Source organism: Streptococcus infantis, from assembly GCF_047460405.1.
In the GTDB taxonomy this organism is placed as follows: domain Bacteria; phylum Bacillota; class Bacilli; order Lactobacillales; family Streptococcaceae; genus Streptococcus; species Streptococcus infantis_Q.
Genome location: NZ_JASHGH010000018.1, coordinates 1 through 12190 on the forward strand (window position 1 = coordinate 1; position 12190 = coordinate 12190).

Genomic DNA, 12190 nt, shown 5'->3' on the forward strand with positions numbered 1-12190 from the left:
ATAATCAGGTTTTTCTTTGTGAAACATAGGGATTACCTCACAACTCTTCTTACCTCTATTATACGACTTTACACAAAGAAAAGCCCTTAGAAACTTGAGTTCTAAGGACTTTGTCTTCAATCTGAAAAGAGGCATGAGCCTCTTTTTATTATTTCCTATATCCTCACCTGTCTATCTTCAGATCGTTGGCCTGTGACAAACATGGTGAAGGTTGCCTTGCAGACATTTCGGCCATCTTGATTAGTGATATCAACATCGACGACACAAGTGGTGCGTCCATGATGGACACATTCTCCTTTGATAGTGAGAATGTCCCCTAGATTTCCAGCTTTCAGATAGTTGATAGAAGACTGGAGCGTCACTCCATCTAAGCCAAGCGAAATCACCACAAGACCACTGATTTGGTCACAAAGGGTAAATAGATAGCCTCCATGGGCATTCCCATAATAGTTGAGTGAGGAGTCCACTACTTTTGTCGTTACCACAACGTGACCATCTCTCATTTTTTCAATTTCATAGTTTTCAAAGGCAGATATAGCGTCAAAGTGAAAATCTTTCATACGTTCCTCCTGATGTTTCAAACGACACTATGATACTACTTTTCATGACTCTGTGCAAGGGAGAAGCACTTATTCAGGTAAAATCCCAACCTGCTCCACGAAACGCATAAAGGCTGCCTGTCCTTCTTCTGTTTGCTTATAAACTCCTGCATCTTCCAATACCCGAGCGAAGATTTTACCCACAGATTCTTGGACAATTTCGAGAGCTTGGTCTTTATCAGTCAATCCAGGATGACTTTCTTTCAACTCATCTGCCCATTCTTGGTGATAATCGGCTACTAAAACATCCTCTCCGACTAGATAAGCTGCTACTTGCTCTACTTCTTCCTTCAAGCGTGGTGGCAAGATTGCTAAGCCCATAACCTCTATCAAGCCGATATTTTCCTTCTTGATATGTTGGACATCCTTGTGGGGATGATAGATGCCGTCTGGATGCTCTGGAGAGGTTTGATTGTCCCGCAAGACCAAATCCAACTCAAACTGCCCATCTCGTTTACGCGCAATCGGTGTAATGGTGTGGTGCGGAGTTCCATTGCTTTCCGCCAAAACCTGCACACTTGGATCGGAGTATTGACGCCAAGCCAGTAAGATTTTCTCAGCAAGATTGGTCAAATCGTCTTTTGAATCCGACGTCAATCGAATCACAGACATAGGCCACTGAACAATCCCTGCTTTGACAGATTCAAAACCTTCAAAGGTAAAGCTTTTCTGTAAAGGAGCCACTTCCATTGGGAAGACATGTCGCCCACCTTGGTAATGATCATGCGTCAGGATGGAGCCACCCACAATTGGTAGGTCAGCATTTGAACCTGCAAAATAACCTGGAAACTGCTCTACGATTGCTAACAAATGCTCAAAACTTTGGCGACTGATGGCCATTGGACGATGTTGGCTATCTAGGAAGATACAGTGCTCATTAAAGTACGCATAAGGCGAATACTGGAAGCCCCACTCCTGCCCAGAAATATCAAAACGTATAATCCGGTGATTGCTTCTAGCTGGATGGTTGACACGACCATGATAGCCCTCATTTTCCATACAAAGCTGACATTGAGGATAGTTGCTCGACTTGACTAACTTGGCTGCCGCGATCTCTTTTGGATCCTTTTCAGGTTTAGAGAGATTGATGGTAATCTCTAGTTCACCGTAGTCAGACGGAACACGATAAGCAATATTCTTTGCGATAGCCTTTAGTTTGATGTAGTCATTCTTCTGACTGAGTTGGTAGAAATCCGCAATTGCCTGCTCTGGTGACTGGGCATAGGTATCCCAAAAGTCACGATTAACCTGACTTGGACAAGGGGTTACCAAATCCATGAGGTCAGCACCGAGAATCTCACGCGCAGCCTGACTATCTTCAATTGTTTCCAATCGAACGGCTTCCTCGACAAGCTGATCTTTTAGTTCAATCAAATCATCCTGGTCAGTCTCAACTTCAAGAACTCCATCTCCCACCAGTGCTAAAACACGATTGGTCAGATAGATACGATCCAACTCTTCAAAGCTACTTTCTGCAATGATTTTGGTCACAAAATTTTCTACTAAGGTCACTAGAAACCCTCCTTCTGACTAATCAAGAACGCGAGTTCCACCTGCCACTTCAGCGATATAGAAACTTGGAGCGTAGCCAACTACTTCCTCGTAGTGCTTGCCTACAGCTTCCTTGAAGGCCTCAACAGCATCCTTTTGAACCAAGGCAATCGCACAGCCACCAAAACCAGCTCCTGTCATACGAGCACCGAGAACACCTTCTTGAGCCCAAGCAGTGTGAACAAGGGTATCTAATTCCAAGCCAGTCACTTCATAATCATGCTCAAGAGAAACGTGAGATGCATTCATCAAACGACCAAACTTGTCCAAATCTCCTGCTTGAAGAGCCGCTTGTGCTTTAAGCGTACGTTGATTCTCAAGAACGGCGTGACGAGCACGTTTCAAACGATTTTCATCTTTGATGAGGTAACTGTATTCATCAAAAGCCCACTCATCCAATTCACCTAAGGTTTGAATATTTAAGGCCACTTGGAGTTCTTCTACTGCTTTTTCACATTCAGCACGGCGTTCATTATACTTAGAATCCGCAAGTTCACGGCGTTTGTTGGTATTCATGATAACAACAACATTGTCCTTCAAATCAAGGGGAACCAAGTCATATTCTAAACTATTTGTATCCAGATAAATGGCACGTTGGTCTGCCCCCATACCGATAGCAAATTGGTCCATGATACCAGAGTTAACACCGATAAAATTATTCTCTGTCAATTTCCCGATTTTTACTAAATCTAAACGGTCCAATTTTAGGTCAAAGAGGTATTCTGCCACGACACCAGTCAAAAGCTCCAAAGATGCAGAAGAAGACAAACCTGCACCATTTGGGATATTTCCAAATACATAGAAATCAAAACCTTTATCAATCACATGGCCAGCTTCTTGCAAGAAATGAAGAACACCTTTTGGATAGTTGGTCCAGTTGTGCTCTTTCTCAAACTTGAGGTCAGCAAGAGGCACTTCGATAATGCCCTTATCCTCAAAGTTGGCTGAGTAGAAACGCAAAACTTGGTCATCACGCTTACGAGCAGCCCCATAGGTTCCGAGTGAAATAGCTGCTGGAAAAACATGACCACCGTTATAGTCAGTATGTTCCCCAATCAAGTTGATGCGCCCTGGTGAAAAGAAGGTTTGGTCTGCTTCTTGACCAAAAACAGCAAGAAAATCCTTGCGAAGTGCTTCAGCAGTAAGATGTTGTGTCATATGAATTCTCCTTTTACGAAATATTAGGTAAAAAAGTTTATCCTGTAATCGTTTTCTTCTATTGTACCCAAGGGTTTTGCTTAGGTCAACATTTTTACCGATATTTTACTAAACTATGAGTAAAAAGGAAGAAAAATATGCTATAATAACCTAAAAAGGAGGGGAATTATGGCTACACTCAAAGATATTGCTCAGCTAGCATCTGTCTCGATCGCAACTGTATCCCGTGTCCTCAATCGCGATCAGAGTCTATCTGTGACAGAAGAAACCAGACATCGTATTTTAACCGTTGCCGAAGAACTAGGCTACACCAAACATCTCAAAACAGGTGAATCACATAAACTCAAACAGAAAATCGCTATCATCCAGTGGGTCAGTGAACAGGGAGAGTTAGAAGATCTCTACTACTACCAGATTCGACTAGGAATTGAAAATAGAGCCCAAGAATTAGATTACGACATTTTGCGCTATTTTAATGACCAACCTTTTACGCTTAGCGAAGAAGTGATTGGGATTCTTTGTATTGGGAAATTTAGCCAAGCACAGATTGCATCATTTGAGGAATACCACAAACCCCTAGTATTTTTAGATAGTGATACAATTGCCCTTGGTCATACCTGTGTTATTACGGATTTCTATAATGCAGTTAGACAGGTCGTTGATTACTTTACAGACCACGGGCTTAAAAAGATTGGTATCTTATCCGGTCTTGAAACTACTACTGACCATGAAGAAGTTATCTCAGATAAGCGTTTAGATTACTTTATATCCTATACGCAAGAAAAAGGAATTTATAACGAAAAATTCATTTTTCAAGGTCTATTTACTGCCCAATCTGGATATGACTTGATGAAGGAGGCTATCGAAAAATTAGGAGAGAAGCTTCCACAGGCCTTTTTTGCAGCCAGTGATAGCCTGGCAATTGGTGCCCTTCGAGCCCTTCAAGAAGCCAGCATCAGCATACCTGAGCGCGTCAGCATTATTTCCTTTAATGATACTATTCTAACCAAGCAAGTGTTCCCACCACTTTCCAGTATTACAGTCTACACCGAAGAAATGGGACGCACAGGAATGGATATTTTGAACAGAGAAGTCCTTCATGGACGTAAAATTCCAAGCCTTACTATGCTAGGAACCAAACTAACTTTAAGAGAGAGTACCATGCATTAAGTACAACACTTGAACATAAAAAAACCTAATAGAGATTCTCAAATCCTATTAGGTTTTTCTTTTTATACTCAATGAAAATCAAAGAGCAAACTAGGAAGCTAGCCGCAGGTTGCTCAAAGCACTGCTTTGAGGTTGTAGATAAGACTGACGATGTCAGTTACCTATATCTACGGCAAGGTGAAGCTGACGTGGTTTGAAGAGATTTTCGAAGAGTATTAATCCATCACAATCATAGATTTAATAGTCTTGCGTTCATCCATGTCCTTATAAGCTTGGTCGATATCTTCCAGTTTATAGCTTGAAGTAAAGACACGACCCGGATTAATATCACCGTCAAGAACTGCTTTTAACAAAACTTGTTTGTCATAAGTAGTAACTGAGGCTGCTCCACCTGCCACTGAGATATTTTGGGCAAAGGTCGAACCAAGGGCATGGTTATTGTAGTGTGGTACACCGACAAAACCTAAACGCCCGCCATTATGGAGAACACCGAGAGCTTGGTCGACGGCCGCTTCAGTACCGACGCACTCAAGAGCGGCGTCTGCTCCACCACCGAGAATTTCTCGCACCTTGGCAATGCCTTCTTCTCCTCGTTCAGCTACAACAGCTGTCGCTCCTGATTCCAAGGCCATTTTTTGACGATCTTCGTGACGACTCATGAGGATAATTTGTGAAGCGCCACGCATTTTAGCTGCGATGACAGCACATTGCCCAACAGCCCCATCGCCAATAACGACAACTTTATCCCCTGGTTTCACATCTGCCACACGCGCTGCATGATAGCCTGTCGGCATGACATCAGCTAGAGTCAAGAGAGATTTAAGCATCCCTTCTGTGTAGTCAGACGGTTGTCCAGGGATTTTAACAAGTGCCCAATTGGCATAGTGGAAGCGGAGGTATTCAGCTTGGAAATTCCCTCCTAGGTTATTTCCGATATGATTGTCACAAGAACCATCAAATCCTGCACGACAGGCATCACACTCCCCACAACCATGAGTAAATGGTACAATCACAAAATCACCGGGCTTGACCGTTGTAATGGCTTCTCCAGTTTCTTCAACGATTCCAATCGCTTCGTGTCCACTATTTTTATGACCCGCTTTGATATCTGGATTACGATAGCTCCAAAGGTCTGAACCACAAACGCAAGCACGAACTACACGGATAATAACATCATCTGATTCTTGAATACTTGGACGCTTGACTTCTTCAATACCAATCTGACCTGCCTTAGTATAAACTGCTGATTTCATAAAATTTCCTCTCTCTATCTAACTACCTTTAGTATACACTTTTTAGCAAACTTTCGCTCATTTATACTACGTCTCATTAATGATGATGATGTTCATGACTTTTATCTACTTCCAACTCTTCGACCTTTCGCTTATGGGCTTGGTGAGTTTCTAGGTCTGCATCAACCTCAATGGTGATATTTTGGAAACCACAATCTTTGAGTAGGGTTCGAATCGATTCCTTGCAAAGCTCCATCTGTTCAATTTCTTTTAGACAAACATGGACAATAGCATTTTTCTCCAAACCATCCATGGTCCAGAGATTGAGCTGATTGATACTAGCTATGTGGTCCAGTTGCTCCAAATCACTCTTTACTTGATGGATATCCACTCCTTCTGGCACAGCATCCAAGAAAATCTTGAGAGTAGACCAAAAACGTGGAATAGCCTTTAACAGAATGAAGAAGGAAATGACAAGAGATAAGAGCGGATCCAGAATATACCAGTCGGTAAATCGCAGAACAATGGCCATTAGGATGACGGCCACCCAACCCAAAGTATCTTCCAGAAAATGAAGACTCAGAATAGACTCATTCTTGGTTTTTCCTTTACGAACTACTAGACTTGCCAGCACATTAATGCTAACAGCAATGATTCCTAACCATAAGATTCCCTCATCGTTGACCGGTTGTGGATTAAAGAGTTTCGTTATATTTTCTAAAATAACGAGAACAGACCCTGTTATTAGAATCACAGCCGTTACCATGGCCCCCAAGAGGCTAAAGCGCTTATAGCCCAAGGTATAGTGGCTGTCTTCTTCACGATTAGAGACTGTTTCTAGAAAGGCTGATACCCCAATTGCGATTGCATCTCCCAAGTCATGAACGGAGTCAGCAAGCACAGCACTAGAACCAAAAATCCCTCCTGCGATAAACTCAATAATGGCATAACTCAAATTTAAGAAAAAAGCTAACCAAACAGCACCTTTCGTTGACATTTTCCCATCCTCCTTTGGTATAATTGTAGTATAATTATTTCCTTTACTAGTATTATCTCTTACTCCGAAAAGAAAGGATAGGGGCAAACTGTTTACTTTGTAAGTTAATGAACAGTTTGTTCAAAGTGTCCATATGACTGCTCAAGATCGTCGCATTACCAAGACTCGAAAAGCTATTTATACTGCTTTTTTACAATTACTAAATCAAAAAAATTTTGAATCCATCACTGTTCAGGAGATTATTGACCTAGCAGATGTCGGTCGTTCCACCTTCTACAGTCACTATGAGAGCAAGGAATTACTCCTAGACGAGCTCTGCCGTTATCTCTTTCATCATCTTTTTGAACGTGAGGAAAATATAACTACAAATGCTTACTTGACACATATCTTTTCACATTTTAAGAAAAATCAGGACCACGTCACCAGTCTTCTTTTCTCTAAAAACGACTACTTCCTCCGTCAATTGCAGAAAGAATTGGAACACCATGTTTATCCTATGGTCGCAGAGGACTTGCAAGTTTCCTATCCTAATATTCCTGCTTCTTATCTCAAACACTATGTTGTAACTAACTTTATCGAAACATTGACCTGGTGGCTGAAAAAGGGGAACTCTTACACGGAGGATCAAGTAGTGAGATTTTACTTAGACGTCATGGGGATGAAGTAGCAAACACAACTATAGATTTCATATCCACTCAAAAGAAAAATACCTGTCAACATTCTATCATTCAAATATTCCATTCACCATGAATATTTTGCCTCTACTTTCTATTTAGTAATCTGATCAAATTATGATTTTTTAAGCAAGTACATTAACTAAAAAAATTCTAAGACAAGGAGCCTTAGAATTTTTTTATCGTAACCAACTTTCGTCTAACTGGCCTTTACTTTTGCTAAAAGCTTTCCCATGTTCATCAATAACAGCATGAATCTCTTGGCATTGTTTGAGAGTGAGTCCTTCCAATACATTACAATAAACAGCATGCATTTCATTATAGGTATCAAAATTTCCAAATCCTAATCGTCGAAAAAGTCTTCTAGCATATTCGTCCGAAATAAAAACTGAACGATCAAAAAGATATAGTAAAAGTGCATCTGCAGTCTCTGGTCCAATCCCTTTTAACTCCAAAAGTTGCTTCCGTAAATCTTCTGTTCCAATCCTAGCAAGAACCTCAAAACCACCATTTTCTCTTAGCCAGATTAGAAGTCCCCTAATCGTTTGAGACTTTTGCTTAAAAAATCCAGCAGGTCGAATACGTTCCTGTAAATCTTCTAGTGATAACCCTAGGATACCCTCTACTGTCATGACATCCATAAGACCAGCTAAAGCCAACTTAGCATTTTTCTCAGATGTTCGCTGGATAAGAATAGTCGATACCAGATCTTCAAGCTTGTTATCCGATTGCCACCAATTTTGTTCTCCATAGTGCTTACAGAGTCGCAAAAGAGTCTCTTGTATTTCTTCTTGCCTCATCATTTCTTCAATAATCCCTGTTCCACCAAGAAATCATGTGCAACAGTATAAGCATCCTTACCATCAATACCAACCTGATAGTTCATCTGACTCATCTGGCTCTCGGTGATTTTACCAGCTAGTTTATTAAGAATAGCTTCCAACTCAGGATGTTTTTCGAGTAATTTAGCTTTCATGAGTGGAGCGCCTTGGTATGGAGGGAAGAGTTGTTTATCATCCTCCAAAATCACTAAATCATAGCGAGCAATTTCAGCATCTGTTGAGTACGCATCTGTAATTTGAATATCCCCTGACTGGATGGCTTGGTAGCGAAGAGCTGGCTCCATGGTTGCCACATTAAGATTCAATCCATAAACAGACTGCAAGCCCTTGTTTCCATCCTCACGGTCATTAAACTCCAGAGTGAATCCCGCCTTGAGCTGTCCTTCTACTTTTTTCAAGTCTGAAATCCTCTTAAGCCCATATTCTTGCGCAATTTTTTTAGGAACTGCTATAGCATAAGTATTTTGATAAGCCATGGGTTTAAGAAAGGCTAGTTGATCCTGTTTGGCAATACCATCACGAGCCACCTCGTAAACCTTTTCCGGGTCATGCCCAATTTGTGGAGATGATTGGAGGAGACTCTCTGTCACTGTTCCAGAAAATTCTGGATAGATATCAATGTCACCTTTTTTCAGCGCTTGATAAAGGAAATCTGTCTTCCCAAAGTTAGGCTTGACCGTCACCGTCATATCCGTATTTTCCTCGATGAGAAGTTTATACATATTCATGAGAATCTCAGGTTCAGGTCCCAACTTCCCAGCAATGACGAGATTGTCTTTCTCATTATGTGGAATGATACTTGGAACATAACTAACTCCCAAACCAAGGACCATGATAGCAAAGGTCGAAACAATCGTACTCAACTTTGCCTTTTCCAACCATTTGAGAATGACATTAAAGAGAATGGCCAAGATGGCTGATGAGATTGCGCCGATTAAAATGAGACTAGCATTCCGACGGTCAATTCCCAAAAGGATAAAAGAGCCCAATCCTCCAGCTCCCACAAGAGCGGCTAAAGTCGCTGTCCCAATGATCATAACGGTCGCTGTTCGAACCCCCGATACAATGACAGGCATGGCAAGTGGAATTTCAAACTTCTTGAGTCGCTCCCACTTGGTCATTCCAAAAGCAATTCCTGCCTCCTCAAGACTAGGATCAATGCCATTCAGCGCTGTGATTGTATTTTCTAAAATCGGGAAAATAGCGTAGATAACAAGGGCTGTAAGGGCTGGTAAGGTTCCAATCCCCATGAAAGGAATAAAGAGCCCCAACAAGGCCATTGAAGGAATAGTCTGGAAGATACCTGCAACTTGTAGCACCCAGGTCGCTGCTTTTTTGTGACCATTTAGATAAACCGCAAGTGGGATGGTCAGAAAAATAGCAACCAATAAGGTCAAAAGCGATAATTGTAAGTGTTGACCCAGAGCTGTTACCCATTCACTAAATCGCTCCTGAAAGGTTGAAATCAAATTAGACATGAAGGCTACCTCCAAATAAGTTTGCTACAAAGTCTGTCGCAGGCGCTTGTAAAATTGTTTCAGGTTCTGCCACCTGGCGAATTTCTCCATCCTGCAAAACTGCAATTCGATCCCCTAATTTCAAAGCCTCATCCGTATCATGAGTAACGAAGATGGTGGTCATCCCGAACTCCTTGTGCAAATCCTTGGTGAGAGCTTGCAACTGCTTGCGAGAGATAGCATCCAAGGCTGAAAAGGGCTCATCCATCAGCAAGATTTTTGGTTCCCCAATGATGGCTCGTACAATGCCAATCCGCTGTTGCTCACCACCAGATAACTCGCTTGGTAAACGATGAGCATAATCTGCCGCAGGAAGCCCCACTTTGGCTAAGAGTTCTTCGGTTTTAGAGGCAATTTGTTCCTTGCTCCAACCCTTCATCTCAGGAATCAATGCTATATTTTCCTCAACCGTCAAGTTAGGAAATAGGGCAATAGCTTGGAGGACATAGCCAGTACTGAGACGCAACTCCCGTTCATCATAATCCTTGATGCGTTTTCCATCCATATAGATATTGCCATCTGTCGGCTCCAAGAGTCGGTTAATCATCTTGATCATGGTGGTCTTACCAGATCCTGAAGGACCCACTAGCACCATGAATTCTCCATTTTCAATGCGGAGATTGACATCTTTTAAAATATTTTTATCCGTGTAGCGCAAGGCTACATGTTTGTATTCAATCATTTTTTTCCTCAATAAGTTTTCTATCTCTAAGAATATCCAAAAGGCTGCTTGCTGGATGCCTTAGGACTTTTTCGATATCTGTTGAAACCCCAGCCTGTTCGCCAGCTTTAATCGCTGTATAGGTACTGACCCAGGCATCGTACTCCCAAGTTTGTGCTGGCCATTTTTTTCGTGACTCATAGGCTTCTTCTACTGATTCATCTATATACGTGATGTCCTTACCGGTCTGATTTGAGAGAAGTGCTACGATTTCTTCCATGGAGAGATCCTCTGGCCCTGTCAAATTCAAGGTTTGATTTTCCCACTCCTTAGGATTTAAAAGAATTTCTGCTGCAACCCTAGATGTGTCCTTACGGGCAACAGCTGACACAAGGCCGCTGCCAGCCGGACCACGAATCTCTCCATTTTCAAGCGCCATATCAATCAGAAAGTCCAAGTAAAAATTATCTCTCAAAAAAGTGTAGGTGAACCCTAACTCCTTGATATAGGCTTCCGTCTGGGCATGATCTCGAGACAAGGTAAAAGTTGCCTTCTCATCTGCCCCATAAAAGGAGGTATAAACAATATGCTGCACCCCTGCTAGTTTTGCAGCATCTAAAAACTCCTTGTGCTCCTTGACACGCTCTGGATTTTCCCGAGCAGATACCATCAACAAGGTATCGATACCCTTTAAGGCCTCAACCACCTCTGGAGTATTGGCATACACCATCTTACGAATTTCCGCTGACGCGTAGACTTTTGCACGTTCTGGGCTTCTTGCCAGATGGATAGAAGCAATTCTTTGCTGATCGACAAGATCAGCCACATAAGAGCCTAATTTCCCTGTTACACCTGTTATTCCAATCATAACTGTTACTTCCTTTCCCTACATATCATTTTCTTTAGCTTTTAGATTGGAGATAATTCGCTCTTGATAAGCTTCAAATTCTCGGATTTCTTGATCAGAAAAGCCTTGGTAGAAAATCTCTCCCAGTTCTTCACTGACACGGTCTCCAATTTCTTTTTGTGCCCAACCGAGTTCTGTCAAAGAGATATATTTTTTCCTTTTATCCTGCGTGCAAGGTTGAATCGTAACCAAACCTTGTTCTTCCAATTTCTTAACCATACTGGTCAATGTATTATTGGCTAGACCCGTCGCGAGAGCGATATCGGTCGCAGTAGCACACCCCAACTCTTGCTTCCACAAAATCGTTAAAATTTTCCCTTGTTCACTTCTATATTGAGCATCTGGTTGCTTGCTCAAGAGTTTTTGAAAGATACGCCCGTTTAACAATCGAATCTGTAGAGCTTGGTAGCCTCCTAACATTTTGTGCATTTTGTCTCCTTTTTTGTTCTATATCGAACCTTTTAATTATTGTAACACTCTGAATTACATCTGTCAACTATTTCGATATGGAAATAATAAAAAACTTCCTACCAAAAAGTAGAAAGTCATCATTTTTATAAAATTAAACATGAATTACATCTGAAGCATTCCCCTTAAAGAAACTACTATGGACTAGATAAGGACCATACTTAGAATTTTGACTAGAAACCAAACATAAAGGAATGATAAAAATTTTTATAAAATATAGTAAACAAAAGAATAAGAAAAGACTAAAACTAAGATTCCTTAATTCAAAAAAATAAAGATAAAAGAAAATTAAAGAATTTAATAGAATATTAAATCCCCTAGCAAAACTAGCTGATAAGATATTCGTCTTGATCTGAGGATTAAAAAGTTTGACAAGAAACAAGGCTAATAAAGAAGTATTATAGATACAAATTG

12 protein-coding genes are annotated in these 12190 nt (G+C 41.2%); 2 read left to right on the forward strand and 10 right to left on the reverse strand.

What is annotated here, in order from left to right; translation table 11 throughout:
- Positions 1-155: 155 nt before the first annotated feature.
- From QM928_RS08405 to QM928_RS08415, 3 genes are all read right to left on the reverse strand, one after another.
- Positions 156-560 carry a PaaI family thioesterase gene (locus QM928_RS08405; protein ID WP_045763132.1) on the reverse strand — a complete coding sequence of 135 codons (405 nt, stop codon included), beginning with the start codon at positions 558-560 and terminating at the stop codon, positions 156-158.
- A gap of 69 nt (positions 561-629) precedes the next feature.
- Positions 630-2111, reverse strand: coding sequence for a UDP-glucose--hexose-1-phosphate uridylyltransferase (locus QM928_RS08410; protein WP_075231486.1), 1482 nt, complete (start codon positions 2109-2111; stop codon positions 630-632).
- A gap of 18 nt (positions 2112-2129) precedes the next feature.
- On the reverse strand, positions 2130-3308 hold the full coding sequence (locus tag QM928_RS08415; RefSeq protein WP_414295042.1) for a galactokinase: 1179 nt from the start codon (positions 3306-3308) through the stop codon (positions 2130-2132).
- A gap of 168 nt (positions 3309-3476) precedes the next feature.
- Here QM928_RS08415 and QM928_RS08420 point away from each other — a divergent pair, with 168 nt between their 5' ends.
- Positions 3477-4478 carry a LacI family DNA-binding transcriptional regulator gene (locus tag QM928_RS08420; protein WP_414295043.1) on the forward strand — a complete coding sequence of 334 codons (1002 nt, stop codon included), beginning with the start codon at positions 3477-3479 and terminating at the stop codon, positions 4476-4478.
- Between the two features lie 215 nt (positions 4479-4693).
- Here QM928_RS08420 and QM928_RS08425 read toward each other — a convergent pair whose 3' ends face one another.
- A complete protein-coding gene (locus tag QM928_RS08425; RefSeq protein ID WP_414295044.1) occupies positions 4694-5731 on the reverse strand; it encodes a zinc-binding dehydrogenase in 1038 nt (345 codons plus the stop codon).
- A gap of 76 nt (positions 5732-5807) precedes the next feature.
- Positions 5808-6707 carry a cation diffusion facilitator family transporter gene (locus QM928_RS08430; RefSeq protein ID WP_315639822.1) on the reverse strand — a complete coding sequence of 300 codons (900 nt, stop codon included), beginning with the start codon at positions 6705-6707 and terminating at the stop codon, positions 5808-5810.
- Between the two features lie 133 nt (positions 6708-6840).
- On the opposite strand from QM928_RS08430, the gene QM928_RS08435 reads away from it, so the two are divergent.
- Positions 6841-7374, forward strand: a complete 534-nt coding sequence (locus QM928_RS08435; protein ID WP_414295045.1) for a TetR/AcrR family transcriptional regulator — start codon at positions 6841-6843, stop codon at positions 7372-7374.
- Between the two features lie 186 nt (positions 7375-7560).
- Here the strand turns inward: QM928_RS08435 and QM928_RS08440 are convergent, their stop codons facing one another.
- From QM928_RS08440 to QM928_RS08460, 5 genes are read right to left on the reverse strand one after another with little or no spacing between them, the layout of a single operon-like run.
- The gene (locus QM928_RS08440; RefSeq protein ID WP_075231492.1) at positions 7561-8184 is read right to left on the reverse strand and encodes an endonuclease III domain-containing protein; all 624 of its coding nucleotides are present in this window, start codon (positions 8182-8184) and stop codon (positions 7561-7563) included.
- On the reverse strand, positions 8181-9701 hold the full coding sequence (locus QM928_RS08445; protein ID WP_414295046.1) for an ABC transporter permease/substrate-binding protein: 1521 nt from the start codon (positions 9699-9701) through the stop codon (positions 8181-8183). The genes QM928_RS08440 and QM928_RS08445 overlap by 4 nt, the downstream gene beginning before the upstream one ends.
- Positions 9694-10422 (reverse strand): ABC transporter ATP-binding protein, encoded by a 729-nt coding sequence (locus QM928_RS08450; RefSeq protein ID WP_248035786.1) that lies wholly within the window; start codon positions 10420-10422, stop codon positions 9694-9696. Before QM928_RS08450 ends, QM928_RS08445 begins: the two co-directional genes overlap by 8 nt.
- Complete coding sequence (locus QM928_RS08455; RefSeq protein WP_414295047.1) at positions 10415-11269, reverse strand: SDR family oxidoreductase; 855 nt, start codon at positions 11267-11269, stop codon at positions 10415-10417. The genes QM928_RS08450 and QM928_RS08455 overlap by 8 nt, the downstream gene beginning before the upstream one ends.
- 18 nt (positions 11270-11287) lie before the next feature.
- Positions 11288-11737: a MarR family winged helix-turn-helix transcriptional regulator gene (locus QM928_RS08460; protein ID WP_414295048.1), complete on the reverse strand. Its 450-nt coding sequence runs from the start codon at positions 11735-11737 to the stop codon at positions 11288-11290.
- Positions 11738-12190: the final 453 nt, after the last annotated feature.